This is a genomic window from Polyangium sp. 6x1, from assembly GCF_029946515.1.
Lineage (GTDB): Bacteria > Myxococcota_A > Polyangia > Polyangiales > Polyangiaceae > Polyangium.
In genome coordinates, this window is sequence record NZ_JARZHH010000001.1 from 452,436 (window position 1) to 476,543 (window position 24,108).

Annotated in this window: 17 protein-coding genes; 10 read left to right on the plus strand and 7 right to left on the minus strand. The window is 67.9% G+C overall.

Features of this window, described 5'->3' with window-relative positions; all coding sequences use genetic code 11:
* The first annotated feature begins 238 nt into the window (after positions 1-238).
* The 4 genes from QHF85_RS01710 to QHF85_RS01725 all read left to right on the plus strand — a co-directional run bounded on the left by QHF85_RS01710 (position 239) and on the right by QHF85_RS01725 (position 7,716).
* Entirely contained in the window at positions 239-2,419 is a 2,181-nt protein-coding gene (locus QHF85_RS01710; RefSeq protein ID WP_281325240.1) for a prolyl oligopeptidase family serine peptidase, read from the plus strand.
* Between the two features lie 108 nt (positions 2,420-2,527).
* Positions 2,528-3,034, plus strand: coding sequence for a hypothetical protein (locus QHF85_RS01715; protein WP_281325241.1), 507 nt, complete (start codon positions 2,528-2,530; stop codon positions 3,032-3,034).
* A gap of 186 nt (positions 3,035-3,220) precedes the next feature.
* Positions 3,221-4,132 carry a peptidoglycan DD-metalloendopeptidase family protein gene (locus QHF85_RS01720; RefSeq protein ID WP_281325242.1) on the plus strand — a complete coding sequence of 304 codons (912 nt, stop codon included), beginning with the start codon at positions 3,221-3,223 and terminating at the stop codon, positions 4,130-4,132.
* Positions 4,133-4,296: 164 nt separating this feature from the next.
* Entirely contained in the window at positions 4,297-7,716 is a 3,420-nt protein-coding gene (locus QHF85_RS01725) for a serine/threonine-protein kinase (protein WP_281325243.1), read from the plus strand.
* 47 nt (positions 7,717-7,763) lie between these two features.
* On the opposite strand, the gene QHF85_RS01730 is transcribed toward QHF85_RS01725, so the two are convergent.
* Positions 7,764-8,714: a hypothetical protein gene (locus tag QHF85_RS01730; protein WP_281325244.1), complete on the minus strand. Its 951-nt coding sequence runs from the start codon at positions 8,712-8,714 to the stop codon at positions 7,764-7,766.
* A gap of 285 nt (positions 8,715-8,999) precedes the next feature.
* Here QHF85_RS01730 and QHF85_RS01735 point away from each other — a divergent pair, with 285 nt between their 5' ends.
* The gene (locus tag QHF85_RS01735) at positions 9,000-10,346 is read left to right on the plus strand and encodes a sigma 54-interacting transcriptional regulator (RefSeq protein WP_281325245.1); all 1,347 of its coding nucleotides are present in this window, start codon (positions 9,000-9,002) and stop codon (positions 10,344-10,346) included.
* Positions 10,347-10,419: 73 nt separating this feature from the next.
* Here the strand turns inward: QHF85_RS01735 and QHF85_RS01740 are convergent, their stop codons facing one another.
* Positions 10,420-13,536 (minus strand): beta-propeller domain-containing protein, encoded by a 3,117-nt coding sequence (locus QHF85_RS01740; RefSeq protein ID WP_281325246.1) that lies wholly within the window; start codon positions 13,534-13,536, stop codon positions 10,420-10,422.
* A gap of 453 nt (positions 13,537-13,989) precedes the next feature.
* Here QHF85_RS01740 and QHF85_RS01745 point away from each other — a divergent pair, with 453 nt between their 5' ends.
* Positions 13,990-14,526, plus strand: a complete 537-nt coding sequence (locus tag QHF85_RS01745) for a hypothetical protein (protein WP_281325247.1) — start codon at positions 13,990-13,992, stop codon at positions 14,524-14,526.
* A gap of 18 nt (positions 14,527-14,544) precedes the next feature.
* Here the strand turns inward: QHF85_RS01745 and QHF85_RS01750 are convergent, their stop codons facing one another.
* From QHF85_RS01750 to QHF85_RS01770, 5 genes are all read right to left on the minus strand, one after another.
* Complete coding sequence (locus QHF85_RS01750) at positions 14,545-15,984, minus strand: M23 family metallopeptidase (RefSeq protein WP_281325248.1); 1,440 nt, start codon at positions 15,982-15,984, stop codon at positions 14,545-14,547.
* 52 nt (positions 15,985-16,036) lie between these two features.
* Positions 16,037-17,476 carry a glycosyltransferase gene (locus tag QHF85_RS01755; RefSeq protein WP_281325249.1) on the minus strand — a complete coding sequence of 480 codons (1,440 nt, stop codon included), beginning with the start codon at positions 17,474-17,476 and terminating at the stop codon, positions 16,037-16,039.
* Between the two features lie 65 nt (positions 17,477-17,541).
* Positions 17,542-18,042, minus strand: coding sequence for an adenylyl-sulfate kinase (locus QHF85_RS01760; protein WP_281325250.1), 501 nt, complete (start codon positions 18,040-18,042; stop codon positions 17,542-17,544).
* Entirely contained in the window at positions 18,039-19,145 is a 1,107-nt protein-coding gene (locus QHF85_RS01765; RefSeq protein WP_281325251.1) for an aminoglycoside phosphotransferase family protein, read from the minus strand. The genes QHF85_RS01760 and QHF85_RS01765 overlap by 4 nt, the downstream gene beginning before the upstream one ends.
* A gap of 41 nt (positions 19,146-19,186) precedes the next feature.
* Positions 19,187-19,591: a CBS domain-containing protein gene (locus QHF85_RS01770; RefSeq protein ID WP_281325252.1), complete on the minus strand. Its 405-nt coding sequence runs from the start codon at positions 19,589-19,591 to the stop codon at positions 19,187-19,189.
* A 195-nt stretch (positions 19,592-19,786) separates the two neighbouring features.
* Here QHF85_RS01770 and QHF85_RS01775 point away from each other — a divergent pair, with 195 nt between their 5' ends.
* The 4 genes from QHF85_RS01775 to QHF85_RS01790 all read left to right on the plus strand — a co-directional run bounded on the left by QHF85_RS01775 (position 19,787) and on the right by QHF85_RS01790 (position 24,088).
* Entirely contained in the window at positions 19,787-20,191 is a 405-nt protein-coding gene (locus tag QHF85_RS01775; RefSeq protein ID WP_281325253.1) for a hypothetical protein, read from the plus strand.
* Between the two features lie 293 nt (positions 20,192-20,484).
* Positions 20,485-21,375, plus strand: a complete 891-nt coding sequence (locus QHF85_RS01780; protein ID WP_281325254.1) for a PAS domain-containing protein — start codon at positions 20,485-20,487, stop codon at positions 21,373-21,375.
* Between the two features lie 115 nt (positions 21,376-21,490).
* Positions 21,491-21,823, plus strand: coding sequence for a hypothetical protein (locus QHF85_RS01785; protein ID WP_281325255.1), 333 nt, complete (start codon positions 21,491-21,493; stop codon positions 21,821-21,823).
* Positions 21,824-21,847: 24 nt separating this feature from the next.
* Complete coding sequence (locus tag QHF85_RS01790; RefSeq protein ID WP_281325256.1) at positions 21,848-24,088, plus strand: TOMM precursor leader peptide-binding protein; 2,241 nt, start codon at positions 21,848-21,850, stop codon at positions 24,086-24,088.
* Positions 24,089-24,108 lie beyond the last annotated feature (20 nt).

Sequence of the window (24,108 nt, forward strand, 5' to 3'; positions counted from 1 at the left end):
TCACGCGCCTCGCGCCGCCGAATGCATCAGCCGCATCGAGCGCAATGGATTGCGGTAAGGCAGCGGTCGTCGTGGCCGCCGCGTCCATTGCGTCCCGCTCTTCGGGATTGCTCGATTGTCCTTCCGCGCGGGGCCCGAGACGCTCAAGATCACCGAGGACATACGCTCGGGCTCGACCGCGATGACGTGGCTTGAAGTGACCTTCCGGCGGGCCCGGAAATACGCTTTACTGCGGCCCATGCGAACCCAGGCTCTTTTCCTCGGCGCGACCCTGCTCGCCGCGTGCGGCGCGCCGCCGACGCCACCTCCCAGCCCGCCGCCCGCCGCGACGGTCGCGAACGAAACGCCGGTCAAAGCGGAGGCCACGCCGATGAGCAAGCCCGAGCCCAAGGTCGAAGATCCGTACCTCTGGCTCGAAGAGGTCCTCGGGGACAAGCCGCTCGCGTGGGTGGCCGAGCGAAACGCCAAGTCGAAGGCGGAGCTCGAAGCCGCGCCCGGGTTCGGCGCGCTGCGGGATCGGCTGCGTCGCATCTACGATTCCAAGGAAAAAATCCCGATGCCCCAGGTGCGGGGCAAGTACGTCTACAACTTCTGGCGCGACGACACGAACCCGCGCGGCCTCTACCGGCGCACCACGCTCGACGACTTCAAGAAGCCGGCCCCGAAATGGGAGGTCGTCCTCGATCTCGACGCCCTCGCCAAGGCCGAAAAGGAAAACTGGGTCTGGCACGGCGCGAAATGCCTGTACCCGAAGTACGAGCGTTGCCTCCTGCTCCTCTCCCGCGGCGGCGCGGACGCGTCCGTCGTCCGGGAGTTCGATACCGTCAAGAAGCAGATGGTCGAGGGCGGCTTCACGCTGCCGGAAGCGAAGAGCTCGGTGTACTGGAAGGACATCGACAACGTGTACGTCGGGACCGACTTCGGACCCGGTTCGCTCACGGATTCGGGATATCCGCGGATCGTGAAGGAGTGGAAGCGCGGCACGAAGCTCGAAAGCGCCAAGACGCTGTTCGAGGGGCAAAAGACCGACATGGCCGTGAGCGGCGAGCGCCAGTTCGACCACGGCAAGCAGCTCGACTGGATCTCCCGCAGGCCGTCGTTCTTCACGGAGGAGCTCCACCTCCGGAACGGCGACAAATACGAGAAGATCGACAAACCCGACGACGCGGAGGCGAGCGTCTGGGATGGAGAGCTCGTCCTCCGGCTGCGCAGCGCGTGGACCGTGGCCGGCAAGACGTGGCCGGCAGGCGCCCTGCTCATCACGCCGCTCGCGGACTACCGCGCCGGAAAACGTGAGATGACCGCGCTCTTCGAGCCGAAGCGGAACACGTCGCTCGAGAGCTACATGGGCATGAAGACGGCGTTCGTGACGGTCGAGCTCGAGGACGTGAAGAGCTCGGTGTTCGTTCACACGCGTACGAAAAACGGGTTCGTCCGGACGAAGCTCGATACGTCGCCCATGAGCTCGGTCTGGGCCTTCGCCTACGACGAGCATACCTCGGACGATTACTGGCTCATGGAGAGCAATTTCACGGCGCCGGAGACGCTGGCCCTCGGGAATGCGGCCAAGAAGACCCCCATCGCGACCGTGAAGAAGAATCCGGCTTTCTTCGAGGCCGCCGGGCTCGAAGTCGTCCAGCAGTTCGCGACGTCGAAGGACGGGACGAAGGTGCCCTACTTCCAGATCGCCAAGAAAAACCTGTCGCTCGACGGTAGCGCGCCCACGCTCCTCGAAGGGTATGGCGGGTTCGAGGCGTCCATGACCCCGTATTACCACGCGGCGACCGGCGCCGGGTGGCTCGAGCGCGGCGGGGTCTACGTCATGGCCAACATCCGCGGCGGCGGCGAATATGGTCCGTCCTGGCACCAGGCCGCGCTCAAGGAGAACCGGCAGCGCGCGTACGACGATTTCATCGCGATCGCCGAGGACCTCGTCGCGCGCAAGGTCACGAAGCCCGAGAAGCTCGGCATCATCGGCGGCTCCAATGGCGGCCTGCTCATGGGCGTCATGATGACCCAGCGGCCCGATCTCTTCGGCGCCATCGTGTGCCGCGTCCCGCTGCTCGACATGATGCGCTACCACAAGCTGCTCGCCGGCGCGTCGTGGATGGAGGAGTACGGCGACCCCGACAAACCCGAGGAGCGCGCGGCGCTCGCCAGGTTCTCGCCGTATCAAAACCTCAAGAGCGGCACGCGGTACCCGCGCACGCTCTTCACCACGTCGACGCGGGACGATCGGGTGCATCCGGGCCACGCGCGCAAGATGGTCGCGCGGCTGCTCGAGCTTGGGCAAGATCTGCTCTATTACGAGAATACCGAAGGCGGCCACGGCGGCGCCGCGAACAACGAGCAGAAGGCCTACATGGACGCGCTCGCGTTCACGTTCCTCGGCAAGCAGCTCGGCCTGCCGGCCAAGTAAACCCCTCCCGTCGAAATCCCCACCGGCCCCGCGTTGCCCGGGCACGCGTGTTGCCCTTACGACCTCGAAATGGGCCGAAAACCCAGGTTCGAGAACGCGAGGTATGACATGCGAAGCAGGGCGACGACGTGGATGTGTGGCATCGTGGCAACGCTCGGCGCGGTGGTCCTGGCGATGGGGTGCAGCGGCGGGAGCGAAGACGACTACGGGCCGTGCCCCAAGGACAGCGGACAGGACGTGGACTGCTTCTGGGAAGGCGGGATCTCGTTCGCACCGGACAAGGTCTCGCAGGCCGACGGGTTCATTTTCGTCCATGGGGAGATGACGTGGTCGCCTTGTGGGATGATCCCCGGACGGCAGATTCGTTCGTACCGCATCGATCCGAAGGATGGGTCGACGACGCGCATGGACGCGCCGGCCAACGCGGCGCCGTTCGTCGTGCCTCCCAAGGGGGTCTTCGAGGTACGCCCGACGGGAAGCCCGAACCGCGTGCGTATCGACCCTGCTGCCATCATCTCCGTGACCCAGTCGAAGCTGCCGATCGGCGAGATCGTGGACGACGCCACGAATGAGGTCATCGCCCCGATCGAGCTCGCCGCCGTCTGCGATGAATGAGGGGCCGTGGGTGGGGAACGGTTGCCCCAAGGGGTGGGGAACGCGTCCCCCACCCCGACCCCAATTTCGTGATGCGGCACGCCGCCTCTTTCCGTAAAAGTTCCGCGAATGTGGAGCGAGGTGCCATTTTCGTGATCCGGCCTCCAGGATGACGGGTCGGTACGCGCATTGCTGAATGGGTCGGCCATGCGAACGACGTCGAAGTGGGCCCTTGTCTCCAACGTCTTTGTCCTTGCTTCTGGCCTCGCGCTGAGCGGCTGCGTCGCCGAGCCGGTCGACGAGCTCGATCCGGCCTCGGCGCTCGGCGGCGACGAGTGGCTGGACGACGGCCCTCCGCCGGGCGAAGAAGCCGTGGACGAGGAGGTCGGCAGCACGAGCGAGGGCGTGAGCGACATGCCCGCGTTCCAGTTGCCTTTCCCGTGTGGGCAGGTCTGGGCCGGACAAACCCGGACGAACCATAGCCCCCAGAACTCGGTCGATTTCAATCGCAGCGACGACATCGGCGACGCGGTCGTGGCCTCGGCCGCCGGCAAGATCTCGCGCGTCGCGAACGAGGGCAACACGAGCTACGGCCGCTGGATCGAGATCGACCACGGCAATGGGTATCGCAGCCGGTATGCGCACCTGAACTCGCAGCTCGTCTCGGTCGGGCAGAGCGTGAGCAAGGGCCAGAAGATCGGCACCGTGGGCAACACCGGCGGCTCGACCGGCCCGCACCTCCATTATGAGGTGCGCCGCAACGGCGTCGCCATCCGGCCCGTCTTCAATGGCGCCACGGCGCTCTTCTTCGGCACGAAGAACTACACGAGCAAGAATAGCTGCGGCGGCAGCGACGGCGGCGGCGGCACGTCCGTCACCGGCACCGTGAACACGAACGGCGTCGCCCTCACGGTGCGCGCGGACGCGAGCACGAGCAGCGCTGCGGTCGGCTCGGTCGCGGACGGCGCCAAGGTCACGATCACCTGCCAGAAGAAGGGGACGTCGGTGACGGGCACCTACGGCACGTCGACCCTCTGGGACTTCATCGGAAACGGCTACGTGTCGGACGCCTATGTCTCGACCGGCTCGGACGGTCAGGTCGCGCCGACCTGCAAGTGAGCCTACCCTCCCCAGGTTCGTCCTGACGTAAAGCTTCCACGCCACATCTTCTGCTCCGCGTGTTCCTTGGTCTCCCGATTGCTAGGGAGCTCGTCACGCGACGGGTGCCGCCTTGCGCATGTAGCGCTTGACGAGCGACGGCATCCCGAGACCAAGGTGACACGATGGGCCAGCCACCCAAAGAGGGCCACGATCAAGGGTCGGACGACGCGCTCGCGATCGCCGATACGATCGCCCCCGCTCCTCCCGAAAAAGCGGCCCCGGTCACGGTGAAGCTGGCCCGTGAGAGGCGCCGCCGGCGCGGCGCGGCCCGCGTGGACTCGACGCCGCCTCCGGCGAATGCATCCCCCGCGGAGGCTCCCACCGAGCCGCCCCCCGAGATGTCCGTCGAGGCGCCGACCGAGATTCCGGCCGACCTGCCCGCCGTCTCCGAGCGCTCGCCCCTCGCGGATCCGAAGCGCTGGGATCGTTACGAGATCGTACGATTCCTCGGCCGAGGCGGCATGGGCTCCGTCTACGAGGCCCGGGACCGGCGGCTCGCGCGCCATGTGGCGATCAAGTTCATCCACGGGGCCGATCCCATCACGACGAAGCGGTTCATCCAGGAGGCGCGGGCGCAGGCGCGCATCGATCATCCGAACGTCTGCAAGGTCCTCGAGGTGGGCGAGGTCGAGGACAAGGCGTACATCGCCATGCAGCTCGTCCAGGGCCTGTCGCTCAACGACGCGGCGCAGGCGATGACGATCGACGACAAGGTCCGCGTGATGAAGACGGTCACGGAGGCCGTGTACGCCGCGCACCGCATCGGCATCATTCACCGCGACATCAAGCCCGCGAACATCATGGTGGAGAAGAGCGCGGGCGCGGACGGGCATCCCGCGTATCGCCCCGTGCTCATGGACTTCGGCCTCGCGCGCGAGGCCAGCGAGACGAAGGGCCTGACCGAATCGGGCACGGTCATGGGGACGCCCGGGTACATGCCGCCCGAGCAGGCGCGCGGCAGCGTCCGTAGCATCGATCCGCGCAGCGACGTCTACAGCCTCGGCGCGACGCTCTACGACATCCTCGCAGGCGCGCCGCCGTTCGAGGACGAGAGCGCGGTCAACGTCCTGCTCAAGGTGCTGATCCAGGATCCGGTGCCGCTGCGGGAGAAGGATCCGTCGATCCCGCTCGCGCTCGACGTCATCGTCGGCAAGTGCCTGAACAAGGAGCCGCACCAGCGGTATGCGACCGCGGCCGAGCTCGCCGACGACCTCGAACGATTCCTGAACCGCGAGCGCGTGCTCGCGCGCCGCCTCGGCCTGCCGACGCGCCTCTACTGGCGGGCCAAGCGCAACAAGCCGATGGCCTTCGCGGTGATCGCGCTCGTGTCGAGCCTCGCGGCGTTCGCGGGGTACGGCGTCCGCACGGTGGTCGTCAATGCGCGGAACGAGGCGATCGCGCAGAAGCGCGCCGAGCTCGGGCAGAAGCTCGGCCAGGCGGTGAAGGACCTCGAATGGCTGGTGCGCAGCGCGTACCTCGTGCCGCTGCACGACACGGGCCCCGAGAAGGCGGCCGTCCGCGCGCGCATGGCCGAGATCGAGGCCGAGATGCAGAGCTTCGGCGACCTCGCGGCGGGGCTCGACCATTATGCCCTCGGCCGCGGCTACCTCGCGCTGAAGGAGTGGGACAAGGCGCACACGGAGCTTGCCGCGGCCGCGGCGCTCGGCGTGCGCGAGCCCGAGCTCGATTACGCGCTCGGGCGCGTGCTCGGCGAGCTCTACAGCCGGGCGATCGAGGACGCGCGCAAGAGCGGCGACAAGAGCTATTTCGAGAAACGCAAGCAGGAGCTCGACAAGGAGTACCTCGAACCGGCGCTCGCCCACCTCACGCGCTGCCGGGGCCTGCCGACGGTGCCGGCGAGTTACCTCGAAGGCCTGATCCATTTCTACAACCGGCGCTACGACGAGGCCCTAAAGAGCGCGCGCCACGCCCGGGGCGGCCTCTCGTGGCTCTACGAGGCCGAGAAGCTCGAAGGCGACGTGTTCATGGCCCGCGCGGAGGGCGCGAAGGACCGCGGCGAGAGCGACCAGGCCGAGCGGGATTTCGCCGAGGCCGTGGCGCATTACGAGCAGGCCGCGGACATCGGGCGCAGCGACCATCAGATCTACGAGGCGCTCGCGGAGGCGTGGATCCGGCAGGAGGAGATGGACGCGTACCGCGGGCGTGATCCCAGGCCAAAGCTCGACAAGGCGCTCTCCGCCGCGGACAAGGCGCTCACGGCGGCTTCGTCGGAGTCGGACGGGCACACGAAGAAGGCGTTCGCGTACCATTTCCAGGCGCGTTACGCCCAGGACCACGGCGCGCCGCAAGCCGAGGTCGAGCGGCTCTACCGCGCGCAGCTCGACGCGGGAAAACAGGCGATCGCCTCGCACACCACCGACGCGTTCGCGCAGGAGGCCATCGGCACGGCGTACACGCGGCTCGCTCTGTACCAGCTCGACCAGGGAAAACCCGTGCAGCCCCTGCTCGACCAGGCGTACGCCCATTTCGAGGAGGCGATCCGCATCAAGCCCACGTTCCCGTGGGCGTACAACGACTACGGGTACGCGCTCGCGCTCTCCGGATCCAGCATTCGGTTGCGAAATGGCGACGCGCGCGACGTCCTCGGGCGAGCGATCGACATGACGAAGAAGGCGTTCGAGCTCGATGCGCAGTACCTGATTGCCTACAACAACACCTCGGCCTGGCTGACGGAGCTCGCCGAATGGCAGGCCGATCACGGAGAGAATCCGGAGAAGACCCTCCTCGAAGCCGTGCAGATGGCGGACCACGTGCTCGGCGTCAACGACAAGCACCTCCTAGCGTGCGTGAACTCCGGTATGGCCTCCGCCCGGATCGCGTCGTATCGGCTGATGACGGGCGAGGACGGGCGAGGACCGGCCGAGCAGGCCATCGACCGCTTCAAGGCGGCCCTCGCGATCGACTCCAATTTCATGTTCGCCCAGCTCGAATCAGGCCGCGCACATTACCTGCGCGCGAGCCACGCGCGCGCCCAGGGAGGCGATCCGCGCCCGGACCTCGACGAGGGCCTGCGCGCCCTCGGGCAATGCCATCGCATCGATCCCGGCAACGTGGATTGCACGATGGTGGAGGCCCAGATCCGAGCGGAGCAGGCCGAAGGGCCCCGCCAGCAAGGGCAGCCGGATCTGGCGGCGCTGGAGCAAGCGCAGAGGCTCTCCCACGAGGCGACCCAGAAGGCCCCCGAACGCCTGGATCCGTGGCTCGTGCTGGGGCAGGTCTGCCTCCAGCGGGCGGAGGCGCTGCTCGCCGGGCAGCGACCGGGCGCGCCGGCAGGCGCTGTCGTGGACGAGGGCCTGCGCGGGATCGAGCAGGCGCTGAAGCTCGCGCCGGGATTGCCGCGAGCGCTCGCGATCGAGGGGGCGCTCCGCCTCTCCCGGGCGCAGCTCGAACCGTCGGCGGGAAAAACCTCGCTCGAGCGCGCGAAGGCGAGCCTTTCGCAGGCCTTCGCGGCAAACCCGCTCCTCCGGCGCCGCTATGGCAAGGCGGCGGCCGAGGTGGACCGGTTGATCGAGGGGCGATAGGAGAGGACGAGGGCGGGGGGACGGCGAACGGGGGAGAGGCTCGCCGATCACTCGGCCGGCGGGACGAACGTCGTGAACACGTTCGTGTAGCTGCGATTCGGCTCGCGGGTCGAGAAGAACGACGGGCAGTACAAGAGCCCGCCGCCCGCGTCCACGAGCGGCGCATTGCAGCGCTTGTTCGCGAAGTTCTGATCGGGCGAGCCGAGGATCGCGCCGGTCAGCACGATGCGGTGGTTGCAGTTCGTGTCGTTCTCGGCGCAACAGTAAATGCCTTGCGAGCCGAAGCACGCTCGCCCGCTGTCCACCGGCTCCGCCGCGTCGGGCCCTGCGACATACGCGGTGGGATTGGTCGCGAACAGGTTCCCGAAGAAGCCGCCCTCCCGCAGCGTGGTGTGGGAATCGCCGCAGGGCACGTCAAAAGGCGCCCCACCCGGGCCGATGATGCAGATGTTCAAGGTCAGGTTGTTGCCGTTCAGGAGCGAGAGGAGGCACGCGCTGACGCGCTCGCGTTTGTCCTCGCCATTGAGGCGATTCGTCTTCCAGCTCCCGTAGAGCTCCCATTGCCCCGCGAAGCTCTGCGAGCCGTCGTTCGTCGAGATCGTGAAGCTCGAGGACACCGCGCACTTGACGATTCCCTTCATCACCGGGGCGCGGTTCGTCCCATCGGCGGACATCCACGCTTCCCATTCCGGCTTCAACGTGCAGCCCGTCGTGGTCACCGTGTCGCCCTTGCAAAGCGGGAGCGGATCCGGATTCGTGGGGGACGTGATGCCGTGGGTATTCGTCACGCTGCGCTTGAGAGGATCGCTGTCGATGGCAAACGGCGGGAGGTTGTTCGTGCCGCCCGGTCCGATCGCCTGCTCGGCATCGTCCACCTCGCCCTCGAAATCGTCGACGTCGACAGGCTCACCACCGCAGGCCGGAAGAACCATCGCGGACGCGAGGAGCGCGCCTGCGAACCCGAACTGCGAAACAAGATGCGTGAGCTTCGTCGTCATGATGATCGTCCTCCGCAAAGTCCTTGGCATCTGGACTCTTCACGTTCCGTGCCACCACCGGCAGCGACCGCAAAAAAAGCCGCGCGCGCAGCGATTTCCCGCGCGCTCGGCGCTGCCTGGAGGGACGAGCCTCCAGGCTTGAAGGAACGACCCTCCAGGCCCTGGCGGCCCGAGCCTCCATGCCTGGAGGGTCGCGCCCCCAGGGCATGGAGGCTCGGCCCTCCAGGGCGGCGTTCGCCTCGCCCCGGCACCACGGAGCGAGCGCCGCGTGGTAACGTGCCGGCCATGTCGACGGATGGCACCCTGCTCCTCCGCCCCAGCGCGAAAGAGCTGCGGCTCGAAGGTTTTTCGCTCACCGTGATCGAGGGCCCGGACACGGGCGCCTCGCTCCGCGCCCCGAAGAGCGAGGTCTCCGTGGGCAGCGCCCAGGGCAACGATCTCGTGCTCTCCGACCCGACGGTCTCCCGCCACCATATCAGCATCACCGCCACGCCCGAGGGCTTTTTCCTGCGGGATTTCGATTCCTCGAATGGCACCTGGATCGGCAGCACCCGCATCCTCACGGGTTATATCGACGACGGCGCGCGCGTCCGCGTCGGGCGCACCACCTTGCGCGTCGACCTGATCGACGAGGACATCTGCGAGGCCCTGAGCCCCGAGGATCGATTCGGCTCCGTCCTCGGCGCGAGCGACGCCATGCGCCGCATCTTTGCCGCCCTGCCCCGCATCGCCCCATCCGAGACCACGGTGCTGCTCGAAGGCGAGACCGGCACCGGGAAAGGCGTCCTCGCCGCGGCGATCCACGAGGCGAGCGCGCGCGCCCGCGCCCCGTTCGTGGTGCTCGACTGCACGGCCATTGCGCCCACGCTCATCGAAAGCGAGCTCTTCGGCCACGTGAAGGGCTCCTTCACGGGCGCGAGCGCCGATCGCCCCGGCGCCTTCGAGCAGGCCGCCGGCGGCACCATCTTCATCGACGAGATCGGCGAGCTGCCGCTCGACATGCAGCCGAAGCTCCTGCGCGCGCTCGAGGAGAAGACCGTCAAGCGCGTCGGCGGCAACCAGCGCATCCGGCTCGACGCGCGGGTCATCGCCGCGACGAACCGCGACCTCCGCACCGAGGTCAACCGCGGCACGTTCCGCGCGGACCTGTATTACCGCCTCAACGTGGTGCGCATTCACATCCCGCCGCTGCGCGAGCGCACCGGCGACGTCGAGCGGCTCGCGCGCCATTTTTATGCCGAGCTCGCGCCGCAGCGGACGATGCCGGCCGATCTGCTCGAATCCTTCTGCCGGCAGGCGTGGCCGGGCAACGTGCGCGAGCTCCGGGCCGCGGTCGAGCGCGCGGTCCTGCTCGACGATCCGGCCCTCCTGGCGCTCGGCAGCGGTCCGTCCGACGGGGGCGCGGGCCCCGCCGCGGAAGGCGAATTCGACCTGCGCGTGCCTTATCGCATGGCGAAGCAGAGGGCCGCGGACCGCTGGGAAGAGCGGTACGTGCGCGAGCTCGTTTCGCGCGCCAAGGGCAACGTATCCGAGGCGTCGCGGCTCGCGCGCATGGACCGGAGCCATTTGCGGACGCTGATCCGGAAATACGACATTCGCAGCGGCGACGAGGGCGACGGCGGCGAGGGATGAGGCGCCGGGACCCGCGCTCGTCGAGCGCAGGTCCCTGGCCGAATGCGTGGGGGTAGGGTGGGGGGACCGAGCGTCAGTCGGTCGTCAAGAGATTCGTCTCGTTCTCGCCGAGCTGGAAGATACCGAGCCGCCTGCCAGCGGCCAGGATCTGGCCGTTGTGGACGACGGGCTGGCTGTCCCAGTAATAAATCGGGAAGAACGCCTGCGCCTTGACCGCCGTGGGGTTGTTCGCGTCGGCCACCAGCGTGCCGCCGGCGACGTACAGGAACCAGCGGTGCGAGTTGACGTCGATGAGCGACATGGTGTTGCCGAGTTTCGTCTCCGACAGGAGGTCGAAGCCGGGCTTGTTGCCATTCTGCGGATCCAGGATCGCGACGGAGTACCCGTTGTAGGCCCAGCTCGACGCGTAGCTGATGACGGGCTGCTCGTGATCGTCGACGAAGATCGCGTTGATGTACTTGTTCTCGAGCTTCCTGTACTTCTCGAGCTTCGCGCCATTGCCCGTGAGCTTGACGCGGCCGACGGCCTCCTCGTGCCAGTAGCCGCCCCATTGCCGATCGCGGATGAAGATCCGGTTGTCGTAGGCGTCGATGGGGTAGCCGGGGATGTTGGTGCTCGACACGAGGACGGGCGCCGAGGGGTTCGTCAGGTCATAACGCTTGAGGAAGTTCTTCGTGTAGGGCCGCTTGTCGCCCGGCGCCGTGGCCTTGTTCTTGACCGTGACGAAAAGCTCGTTTCCATTCGTGCGCGCGTCCGCGAACTCGTCCGGCGCCGCGAACGAGATCGGGTTCGGGGCGAGCTTCGGGTTCGCCGGATCCGACAGATCGAGGACCCGGAACGAGGCGTACGTCGGGTAACGCCACCCTTCGCCGTCCCACTCGGACCAGACCGCGTGCGGCTCGACCGCGCTCCAGGGGAGGGGCACGCAGGTGGTCTCGGCGCCGACGTGGATCGTGCATTCGGCGAAGTTACCGGCGCAGTACTCCTGCCCACCGTCGGGCGTCCGGCAGCTGCGCGTACCCGTGATGTACCTGCAGCCGTTCGAGGTGCTGTCGCACCACGTATTGACGCCGTCGAGCCACGCGTTGCGGGCCTGGTAGTGGCCGAGGCTCTCGTAGCCGTACTGGTATTGCTGATAGACGAGCGCGTTGTCCGTCGTGTGCAGCTTCGTGTTGTAGTAGTTGGTCGGCCAGAGCTCGGTGGTGACGAGCGTGCCCTTCTCCTGCGGATGCACGGGGTCGGTCAGGTCGTAGACCTTGATCGTCGTCTCGTAGTTTGGCCACAGCCATTTCGTCTTCGAGCTGACCAGGTAGTCCCCGACCTTGTAATAGTTCGTGGAGAGCGGGAGCTCGAAGCTCGCCACCGGCTCGGCGAGGTCTGCATCCTCGTCGTTCGGGATGATCTCCGCCCGCGCGTTCGCGTTGTTGTTGTACCAGTAGTAATACCCCTCGGGGTGCCGGATACGGACGCGGTAATCGCCCCACGGGATGATCTTCGCGTAATCGGGCGCGACGTCGATCTGCGAGAGCTGCTCGGGATCGTCGAGGTTCGTCTGGTCGTGGAACGAGATCACCGTGTCGGAGATGACCGCGGTGTTGTTCGTCCCGTCCAGAGGGGTCGCGCGGCGCACGTTGTCCACGTGATCCAGCGTCCCGCGGCGCGTGATCGTCGTGTTCGAGAACGTGAAGAGCTGCACCGCCGAGCGGTAGATGGGCACGTTGTTCTCGTACTTGTAGCCCGTGAAGGGCAGCATGATGAGGCCCGTCTCCACCTCACCCGTGTCCGCCTGCACGTTCACGGCGCCCTCGAGGATCTTGAACGCGCGGTGATCCCACTGGGCGTCGGAGAAGTTCCAGGTGCCATCGTTCGCGTCGGTCTCGGCGCGATCGAGCAGCGGGTTCGGGTTCTGGAGGTTCGTGATGTCGTAGAGGCTCGCGGCCATCTTCCGACCATTCTGATCGTTCACACCGATGCCGATGAGCCGCGTGCCACCCGAGAGCGGGCGCAGGTAATCGTTCCAGCCCGAGACGATGAACTCGCTCTCCTCCGTGACGTGGCCATTCGGATCGATCGAGAAGCTGTGGAACGGATCCGTTTGCCGGTACGTGACCGCGAACGCCTTGTCGGCCATGAACACGGCGCCGTAGAGCCGCTCGTTCGTGCCGAACGGCTCGTTCGAGACGGGGATGGGGTTGTCCTTGTTCGTCGCGTTCCACGTCTGCAGATAACTCTGCTGGTTCCAGCCGCCCCACTGCGGGCCCGAGAAGACCCGGAGCTGGTTATCACGGAAGTCCATGTGGAACTGCGTCCGCACGTAGCCGGTCGCGCTGACCGTGCCGCGCATCGCCATCGATCCGTTGACGTCCGAAATGTCGAGGATCGAGACGTTGCTCGTGTTCGAATAGTATCCATTGCGGCGGGCCACGAGGAGCACGTTTCCTTCGCCCTGAATGGCCGTCACGTTGCCGCCGAGCTGGAACTCCGTCTTCGGCGTCATGGCCGTGCTCAGGACGTCGAAGCTCTTGACGACGCTCTCGTCCTTGTACTCCCAGTACCCGTTCTCGTTGACCCAGCCGGAGAGCACGGCGGCGATGTAGAGCGAGTCCTTCGACGAGCCGTTCGCGTAGCGGCTCGTCGTGATCCGGCCGGGCACGTTGTACTCGGAGATCAGCGTCGGTGACGTGGGATCGCTGATGTCGACGAGGGCCACGAGCCCGCCCTTGCGCTCGCGCGCGGCGAGCTTGCCGTGGTCGGCCTTGTATCCGTACCACTCGTTCAGCAGCACCACCGCGCGGTCTCCGTCGACGTACATCTCGACGGGCGTGCCGGAGATGGGCAGCTTGCCGATGATCGCCGGATTCGAGATGTCGCTGTAGTCGACGACCTGAAGGCCGCGGTAGGGGTTCAAGTTGAGGAGGCGACCGCCGCCCATCACGCGGTAGATATCGCCCTCCTCGAGCTCGCGATCGTCCTCTTCCTCCTCCTCTTCTTCTTCCTCTTCTTCTTCCTCTTCTTCCTCACCCCAGTAGACCTCGGGGAAATCATCCGCCGTCAGGAACGACGGCGCCGGCTTGGACCGCGCCCCGTCCTCGGCGGTCCTCTCCTCCTCGTCGCCGGGGCTCCCGCTCCCCGCGCAACCCGGTCCCACGAGCAACAGCAACGCACCGAGCCACGCCGTGCTCGTCGCCATTCTTCTGCGCAAAAAAGCCATCTCGAACGCCTTCTTTCTTCCTTCACAAAAAATGAAGGAATAGCGATTCCCATGATAGTCTGCCCGCAGCGACGGACGAGGTAAAAACTGGCAATTCCGCAGCGTCGGCGTCTTGCCCACCTTGCCGTCCACGACGCACACCCGTGAGGCTGTTCACATCCGTGTGAGGCAATTCCCGACCCTGGCACAGCCGCGTCGTGGAGCGGTCGAAATCACTTGTGCTCGGGACACGGCTGTGCCTTCGCGCCGCGATTCGTGACAGAGTGCGGTGGGCGCATGCCAGCCATCCGTCCATCCCTCGCGCAAAGCCTGATCGCTGTTCTATGCGTCGCGGCCGCGTGTGACCGAGCCACACCGCCGCCGCCTCCGTCCGCGCCGCCGCCCACGCCTCCGCCCCCGTCGGCGACCCTCGCACCGAACGCCGCGAGCGCCGTGGCGGCACCTCCGGAATCCTCCGCGGCCCCTCGCGTATGTCCCCCGCGAATCGGCCCGATCAAGCTCGCCTGGTCGGACGCTTCGTATCACCTGGTCCTCGACGACGCAGCGCTGCCCTGCCTCTCGGATGCCGAGCGCGCCGCGGCCGCATACGTGGGCACGACGATCGGCACCGAATGCGAGTGGGCGGAGGGCACGGACCTCGCGGCGCCGGAGCACATGAACTGCAAGCTCACGACCGCGCTCGGGCTCGGGTTTCAGTGCGAGGCCAAGCACAAGGGTTTCCTCGTCGCGTGGCTCGGCGACGACATCCCCGCGCAATGCGCGCGCATCCCCACGACGGCCTTCTCCCAGACGGCGCTCGTGGAGCTGTCGCTGCGAAAAGAATCCAGGGCGATCGTCGTTTCCTACAAGGCCGTCACGACGACGGGCCCCGGGGGCGAGGCGTGGTCGTGGTCGGAGACGATCGGATTTCAGGAGAAGGGCCCGGACGCCCTGAAAATCGCGTATCGCAAGCCGGTGGGCAAACGCTGAGGATCGCCGGAGCGGCGCTCAGAAGTGGTGCGCGTCGATGAAATCGTGCGGGGCCAGGATCTGGTAGCCGTTCAGGCTGCACCCGTTGTTCGTCCCCGAGGCCGTGTACGATTCCGGCGCATTCGCGAGGTCGGCGTGCCCGAGCCCCGGGACGCCGCCGGATCCGTCGTATCCGCAGGCACCTCCGCCATTCAGCCCCGCGATCTTGTCGCAGAGGTTCTTCGGGGCGATGAAGTAATGCAGGTGGGAGTTCGAGCCTTGGTCGAGGACGGTGCCTATCTGATCGCCTCGCTTGACGGTTTGTCCCGGGGATACCGTGCGCGTCGCGAGGTGGCCATAGAAGGAGCACACGGTCGATCCGTCCGGCATCGGGTGCTGGACGAGGATCACGTTCACGTAGGAGCTCCCGTTCGGCGCCGAGACCAGCACGACCCCGTCCGCCACGGAGTAGATGGGCGCATTCGCCGCGCCGGCCTTGCCGATGTCCTCGGCGAGGTGCGCCCCGCCGTACACGTCCCAGTAATGCCCGAGGACCTGCCAGACCTGCCACCCCGCGCCGCCCGCGGGGCTCGTGCTCTTGTCGCCCACGGGGTATCCGAAGGCCCCGCCGCTCGGGGGCTGCGAGTTCGGGATCCCGGGGCCGCAGCACCCGGCCTTGCAATCCCACGTGATGACGCCCGAGCCCTTGCACGCGCCGTTGTTCCCGTCGTCGCAGCTCGCGCTCGAATTGTAGAGCCCCGCGAGCACGCCGCACGAGGGGCTGCAGCAGCGCACGCAATCACTCGTCGGCGTGCCCGTCCCCGCGCACCAGTTCTTGCTGCCGTCGTCGCAGGTATACGTGCCCCCGGGCCACTGATTGGCCTGCGCCAGATCCGCGCAGCTCGCTTGCCCCCCGCCCCCGCTTCCGCTCGACCCAGGGTTCGAGCTTCCCTCGACGAGCGCCTCGATCTGGCATTGCGCCACGGGGTTGCCCGGATTGCCGCCGTTCTCGCCCTCGACGAACGTGAACGTCAGGACGCCGGGATCGTAGCCGTACACGGTGTACGTCCACGTATACGGCCCGGAGCCCCCCACGCCGCCCCATTGCGAGGCGGGCGCCCCGGGCCCGGTCACCTTCATGTTCACATAGGCATAGGGCGTGGGGTTCGTGTACGAGACCGTGAGGATCGGCGAGGTGATGGGATTGCTGTCGAACGCGAATCCCGCGTCGCACGGGAGCATCGGCAGGCTCCCGCCGCTCCCCGAGCCGGGCCCCACGCCCGTCGAAGACGTCATTCCGCCCATGCCGCCGCTGCCGCTGCCGCCCATCCCCGCGCCGCCCGCGCCGGGCCCGGTCGCGCTGCCGCTGCCCCCTTCCCCTCCGCTGCCCGAGGACGACGCGCCCGACGACGAGCACGCGAGGGGGATCCATGCCAGCAGAGAAACAACCGAGCGGAGGGTTCGGGATGCGAAGGGCATGACGAGGACGAGACTATCGAAGGAATGGAAGCGATGGAAGCCTCTTCACGCCTCATGCATCGAGAAGACGCCCGATGACCGCGCCATACTGGACGAGGTGTCGGACGCCGAGAAATCGTTCCCGCACACGCTCGCGCGCCGCCGCGCCGAGGCGCGCCGCCGAGCTCGGATCCGCGAGGATCCGGTGGAGCTCGCCCGCGAACGTCCCGAGGTCGGTCGGATCTCGCAAAAGGACGCCGCTCACCCCGTCCTCGATTTGATCCTGAATCCCGCCGACGGCGCCGGCGATCACGGGACGCGCCTTCCACATGGCCTCCGTCACCGTGAGGCCGAAGCCCTCGTGCAGGCTCTTTTGCACGACGACCGCCGCGTGGCGCTGGAGCGCATTGACGATCACGGCATTCTCCTCGACGTCCGCGGTCGGCAGCATCGCGAGGTGGACGTGCGCGCGGATGGCCGGCGGTTGTTCGAGAAAATCACGATAGACGGCCTCGAAGACGGCGGGGCCCTCCGGGTCGTCGGCCACCGCGCGCACGTTCGGGCCCGCGAGCACGAGGTCGACCTCGGGGGCGGCGTGATTCTGGACCATGAGGGAAAACCCGCGCAGCACGCCGAGCATGTCCTTCAGCGGATCCCAGCGCGATACCTGGACGACGAGCGGCGTCTCCCACGCGGGTGCACGCCCGAGCCGGATGACGTCTGCCGAGCGCTCCACGCGCCCGGGCGTGTCGTCGCTGCGCACGAAGGTATACCGAGGCGAAGCTGGCGGAGGCCCTTCGAGGAGGCCCACGTGGACCAGAATCGAGCGAACGGTCGGCTCGTCGAGCTCGACGTTCTTGGTCGAGAACGCGTCGATGCTCGGCTGGATGATCGACGCGCGTCCGTCGCGATACCGCGCCGGGACGTAGCTCTCCCGGGAGAAGATCATGCATCCGACACCGTCGAGGTACCGCGCGAGGAATCGCCAGCCGAGCTCGACGTCGTCATTGGTCTCGTCCGCGCCGATGTGGCACCGCCAGAGGACCCGTGCGCCCGCTGCGAGCAGCGTCGGCGCGAGGCCCGCGGTTTGCGGATCGTGCAGCAGCACCACGTCCCCGGGGCGGATGAGCTCGCGCAGCTCGAGCGCATTGCGGCCGAGGTTCGACGCGTACACCTCGTGCGCGCTCTCGTCGAGCAGAGAGCCGTCGCCGCGCTCGCCGTGAAGGGCGTGGTGCAGGCGCTTCGTGATGCGAAAGAATTCGAGCGAGCCGCCGATGGTCAACCAGCGCACGTCGAGGCCCGCGCCGCGCGCATACCCGAGGAGCGAATGCAGCATTTCCGCGACGCCGCCCCCCACGGCCGTCGAGTTGACGTTCCAGATGACGCCGCCGGCCAGCCTTTCGTGAAGCCTGTGCGCGAGGCTCCGCGCCTCGTCCACCGCCGCCTCGCCGAGCAGCGGCACGAACCGCTCGAGCGAGCGGATCTGCGCGTGGACTTCGTGCACAAGGTCCATCCCCGAGCTTCTAATGCCAGAGGCGACCGATGACGAGCGACCTCGACGCGCCCGGACAAACCAGCTCAGGCCGTCAGGCGGACGATGTTCGTGATCGCATCCTCGTCGTGCCCCCCGAGCGCGACCACGTCGGGCGCCTCGGGCGGCTCGTAGGGCAGGTCGAAGCCGGGCAGCCCCGAGACCTTGCCCGCGCGCGCCGCGGCATAAAGCCCCTTCGCGTCTCGCGTTGCGCAGCGCTCGGGCGTGGCGCAGACGTAAACCTCGAAGAAGCGGGGCGCTGCAGCGCGCGCCTTCTCCCGGAAGACGCGCAGGTGCGCCGTCGCCGGCACGAGCACCACGTGCCCTTGCCGCGCCAGCATCGCCGCCAGGTTCCCGAGGGTCTCGTAAAAATGGGCCCGCGCCTCCTCGCCATACCCCGGCGGCGGCCGCATCGCCGCGCGCACCGCGTCCCCGTCGAGCAGGATGCTCGGCCTGTTTGCCTCGACGAACCGCCGGAAGGCTCGGTCCGCCAGCGTCGATTTCCCCGCCGACGGGAGCCCCGTGATCCACACGACCGCGCCGCTCACGAGAAGAGCCCCTCCGCCTCGTCGGGATCGAACCGAGGCGCGTCGAGGACACGCTCGACGAACCCGAGGAGCGCGTCCCGCGTGCCCGCGTGAATCGACGGATACCAGCGCGGGTTGCACAGCACGAGCGCCCGCCACGCGAGGAACGGCGCGGCCACCGAGAAGAGCTCCCGATCGCCGGTGAGATCGAGGTAGGTCCGGAAAAACGTCCGCCAGAGCGTCCGGAACCCGCCATGCCAGGAGCCGGGAGCTTCGAGCGCGAAGAACAGATAATTGATCGACAAACACGTGACGTCGTCCGCGGGATCGCCGGCCGAGCCGCGGCTCGTGTCGAGGAGCCGAGGTTCCCCCGCGCGGTCGAAGACGACGTTGAACGGGTGGAAATCGCCGTGCGTGCGGCGCAGGCGCTCGCCGCGGCCCTTGAGCTTCCACCGCCACGCGAGGCACCGCTCTTCGATCGCGCGGAGCCGCTCGGGCGGCGCCGTCGGCACGTCGTCCGGATACCCGTCGATGAGCCCGAAAATGCCCTCGCCGTGCCCGACGAGGTCCCGGATCGCGCGCCGGTACGTCGCCCGTCCGTCCGGACGAACCGCGTGGATCTCCGCGCAGAGCCGCGCGAGCGCCTCGCAGCGCGCGACGTCCTGGTCCGTGAGGGCGCGCGCGCGGGCGATCCGGCGCAGATCATCGGCGTAGACGTGCCCCTCGACGTATTCCGTGACGAGGTAAAACTCGCCGCTCCGCCGCAGCGACACGAGGCGCCCGTCGTCTTCCACCGCGCCCACGTCGAGCGCGCGCACGTGCCGCGGGAGCCGCGTGAAGCTGTCGAACGCGAGGAGCATGTTCGCGGCCCGGTCGGCGCGCCGGTCGTGCCCGAATTCGTCCGGGCCGGCCGTGTGCAGGCAAAGATCGCTCTCCGCGCCGTCGGGCCTCTGCACCCGGATCCGCAAGGGCACGCCATATCCGATGGCCTTGCCCGTCGCCCCGCCGTCGTCGTCCTCGTCCGGGCCGAGCCGCGAGATCCGCAGCACGACCGCGCCCGGCATCACGCCGGCGACGAGCTCGCTCACCGCGTCCTCGATCTCGGGCGTCCTCCCTCTCGTCATCACGTCACCTCCGGAATGGCTCGGACGAGCGACGGGCGCCGTCATCCTTCCTTGTCGAGCGCGTCGGCGAGCGCCCGGAGCGCATCCGTCGTCGTGAAGACGCCGGTGACGTGCCCGTCCTGCATCACGACGGCCGCGCCGTACCGGTGCTCCGCCATCTCGCGCGCCACGCCGGCGAGCAGGGTGCTCGGCGCGACCGTGAACGGCAGCGGGGTCATCGCCTCCTCGACGCGGAGCTTTTGCGGATCCACGTCGGGGAGCGCCTCGACGAACGCGAGGTCCCGCTCGGAGAGGATGCCGACGAGCCGGCCGCCCCGCAAAACGGGCAGGTGCCGGATGTCGTGCTCGCGCATGAGCTTGTGCGCCTGCACGAGCGTCTGATCGAAGCCGATCGCGTGGGGGCTCCGGGTCATGTAGTCCGAGACGGTGGCGTTCTTCGTGTGCATGGGGTCCTCGGCGGTGAAGCGCTAGCAAGACCGTGGCCAGACGTGTCCGCGCGGCTCCTCGTCGCGGACCACGGCCGAGGAGGCGCCAAAGATGCGCGGCCGCGCAGTCGGTGCGCCTTGCGGCCCTCCTCGGGGCCGGCCCTCCGCCGCGCTTGTCGAGCCCGGGCGCGACGGGCACAATGTCGAGCGAGCGTCATGAAAGCCCCGGACGATCGACTCGAGGCCCTCGACAGCGAGCTCCGGCGCGCGCTTTCCGCGCTCGCCACGCATCCATGGGCGAGCCGCGTGGACGACGTCGCCCGCGCCGTCGCCGCGACCGACGTCGGGCTGCGCGTGATCCTCGCCGCGCAGCTCACGGCGAACCTGTGGCATTCGCGCCAGTACGACGAGGACGAGGCGTATCGAGAAGTCCAGGACGCCTACGAGGGCGCGGTCTGCCGCGCGGCGATGGTGGCGCGGGAGCTGCTCGCGTACGAGGAGGTCGAGGGGTACATGCTCGCGCATCCCGGGAGCCGCGAGGTGCAGGGGCTACTCTCGTACAAGGAGGCGACGGATCGAATGCGCGCGAGCGTGATGAAGCAATGCCGCGTCGCGCGGTGATCGATACCGGCACGAGAGGGTAGCTCGTCACGGACGTCCGGGCCCCGCGGTCCGGCAGCGCGCAATACCACCCGTACGCAGTTGGTTTGCGCACAACATCCCAGCCGATGTTCAGTCCGGAAGCTCCTCGCGACGTGACGCGGCCCGAGGGGGGCAGGCCGGTCGATCCGATCTGCGGGGCCCCGATTGAGGAAGGATTGAATCCGCGCCCGGATCGGCGTTACCATCCCCACAGGGACCACGCGTACAAGCGCAGCCGGGTGGGCGCGCATGCCGAGGGGGAGAAGATGATCATGGAAGAGCACGCGTTGAGCGCCGAAGCGCTTCGTTCGGAGGTGACGGCGCTGCGGGCGCGCCTGCAGGAGGCCGAGATGCGCGGCAACATGCTCCGGGAGCTCATCGACTGCGTGCCCGGGGCTGTCTGGGAAATCTGGTTCGTCGAGGATCCGAGCCGCGGGCGCATCGGTTACGTGAGCCGGCAGATCCAAGACATCATCGGCTACACGCCGGAAGAGTGGCTCGCGCAGCCGAACCTCTGGTCCGATCGGGCGCACCCGGAGGACAGGGCCTACGTGCTCACCGGCAACGCGCTGCTCGAGCGAAACGGCCGCTCGGTCCTTCGATTCCGTTGGGTCCGCCGGGACGGAGGGGTCCTCTGGATCGAAGCCCAGACGGTGTGCGTGCGCGAGGACGACGGACGCACCGTGGGGCTGCGCGGGATCATCATGGACGTCACGTCCGCTGTACGCGCGGAACAGGAGCGCGCCGACGCCCTCCTTCAACAGGAGGCGCTGCGCGCGAAAGAAGCGACGCTCCTCGAGCTCTCCACGCCGCTCATCCCCGTGAGTGACGCGGTGATGGTCATGCCGCTCGTCGGGGACATCGATCCGGTGCGCGCGGAGCGGGCGATCACCGTGCTCCTCGACGGCATGGCGCGGAGCGGCGCGCGCGTGGCGATCCTCGATATCACGGGCGTCCCGCAGGTCGACGCCGAGGTCGCCGACGCGCTCGTGCGCGCCGCGCGTTCGGTCGCGCTGCTCGGGGCCGAGCCGATGCTCACGGGCATCCGCCCCGAGGTCGCGCAGACGCTCGTCTCCATAGGGGTCGACCTCTCTGGAATCGGGACGCACAGCACGCTGCAAACGGGTATCGCCCGGGCGATGCGTCGCGCGCGTACGGGGTGACGAAAAAAGCTACGTCGCGAACGCCGTGACATACCTCCACGCACGCGAGAGCCCGCACGATCAGACTGGCCCGTGAGTCGAAAATGTGCTGATGTATGGATTCTAGAGGTGCATCATGCAGAAGCAACATACACTCAACAAGGTGCAGTGGGGATTCCTCGTGGCGCATGCCTGGACGGAGGCATCCTTCCGCAAGCAGCTCGAGCAGGATCCGTCGAGCGCGATCAAGCTCTTCGCAAAACAGCAATTCGACCTGGAGCTCGAGCACGACGTCGCGCTGCCGATGGACTTGCCGCTGCCGCCGGCGGATCTCGGCATTGAGTCGCTCACGATGGAGTCCACCCCGGCGCCCGCGACGGCGACCGGCAGCGCGACGGCGAGCGGCAGCGCGACGGGGACCGGGTCCGCGACCGCAGGGGACGTGCATACGAGCGAGAAGAGCAACTGATACGAGGCTGCCGCCCGACCGCACATGCTCACGCGCCCACGCTTCAAGCATTCCTATCGCGTCGAGATCATCGAGGGCGAGGGAGTCTACCTCCTGTGGGAGGGCGGCAGCCACGTGCTCCACGGCCGAACCTATCAGGTGCTGGCCCCTCTCCTGACCGGGACGTTGACGGAACAGGAGATCTGCGAGCGCCTGGAACCGCTTGCCTCGCCCGCCGAGGTTTTTTACGCCATCACCATGCTCCGCAAAGGCGGCTTCGTCACGAACGACGAGGCGGAGATGCCTCGCGCGGAGGCCGCATTCTGGGAGGCGCTCGGCGCCCCGCCGGCACAGGCGCTTTGGGGCCTGCGCCGGGCCCGCGCTGTCCTCGTCCCCATAGGCGACGTCGATACGAGCGTGCTCGCCGAGGCCCTCGCCGAGCTTTCCCTGGAAACGGGCCCCGACGGGGATCTGCCCGTCGTCGTCGTGGACGATTACCTTCGCCCCGAGCTCGACGCCTGGAACCGGACCCAGCTCGAAAAGGGAATGCCGTGGCTCCTCGCTCGACCGGCCGGCAGGGATGGCTGGCTCGGGCCGCTTTTCATTCCGGGCAAGACGGGATGCTGGCGCTGCCTCGCGCATCGCCTGGAGGGGCATCGCCGGGTCGAGCGATATCTGGAGCGGCGCACGGGAAAACCCGTTCATCCTCCGGCCCTCGCCGCGCTCCCCTCCACGCGCCGCGCCTTCGCCTCGACGATGGCCACCGCCGTCGCGCGCTGGGCCGCTCTGGGCGGGATTCCCGCCCTCGAAGGGCGCGTCATCACACTCGACACGACCACGTTCGAGAGCCGCACGCATACCCTCGTGCGGCGCCCGCAGTGCCCGACGTGCGGGGATCGTGAAACGGTCGCGCGGGGGCAAGTTTCGCCCTTCGTCCTCGAACCCACGCCCAAAGCGTTCACGGCCGACGGCGGATTCCGGCAGGCGACGCCCGAGGAGACGCACGAGCGGCTCGCGCATCACCTGAGCCCCATCACGGGCATCGTGAGCCGCCTGCACCGCACCGTGCGCCCCGAGGACGACCCTCGGCTCGTCTTCTCGTATTCGACCGACCACAATTTCGCGCAGATGGCGCACGACCTCTCGTCGCTCCGCAGCAGCCTGCGTAGCTATTCGGGGGGCAAAGGCCGAACGGACATCCAGGCGAAGACCAGCGCGATGTGCGAGTCGATCGAGCGATATGCGGGCGTCTTCCAGGGCGACGAGGCGCGCGTCCGCACGGTTCAGGCGGAGCTCGGCGAGGAGGCGATCGACCCGGTCCTCTTGATGGGATACAGCGCGCGACAATATGCCGAGCGCGCGCGGTGGAATCGGCACGGCGAGGTGTGCACGTGGGTCACCGAGCCCTTCGATCCTGCGCAGGCGATCGAATGGAGCCCGGTCTGGTCCTTGACCGAGAAGCGGCGGCGATTCGTGCCCACGGGATTCTGTTATTACAACTATCCGCTCCGCGAAGGCCCCGTGTTCACGCGGGCGGATTCGAATGGAAACGCCGCGGGGAGCACGCGCACCGAGGCTGTGCTGCAAGGGTTCTTGGAGCTCGTGGAGCGCGACGCGGTCGCGCTCTGGTGGTACAACCGCCTGCGCGTGCCGGGGGTGGATCTCGCGAGCTTCGAGGATCCCTATCTGCTCGACACCGTGGCGCACTGGCGCGCCCGCGGGCGTGAGCTCTGGGCCCTCGACCTGACGAGTGATCTCGGCATTCCCACATTCGCGGCGATTTCGCGACGGCTCGACGGGCCCTTTCCAACCATCATGTTCGGGTTCGGCGCGCACCTCGACGCGCGCCTGGCCTTGCTCCGTGCGGTCACCGAGCACAACCAGCTCATCCCGTTCGTCTTCACGGGCGACGCGGGAAAACCCTCGCCGGGCGGGCTGATCGTCGACTGGTTGCGGCAGGCGACACTGGAGTCCGAGCCTTATTTGCAACCGAGCGTCGCGCCTCCCCGCACGCCGCGTGATTTCGCGCCGCCACTCGGCGAGGACCTCCGGGAGGCCGTGACATTTTGCGTGGAGCGCGCCCGCGAACGTGGGCTCGAAACCCTGGTGCTCGATCAAACCAGGCCCGATACGAGCCTCGTGGTGGTCAAGGTGATCGTGCCCGGGCTCCGCCATTTCTGGGCCCGCCTCGGGCCGGGCCGGCTTTACGAGGTGCCCGTATCCATGGGCCTGCTCGAATCGCCTCTCGCCGAGGAATCCATGAATCCGCATCCGATCTTCATCTAGTGCGCGCCGCGGAGGAGAGT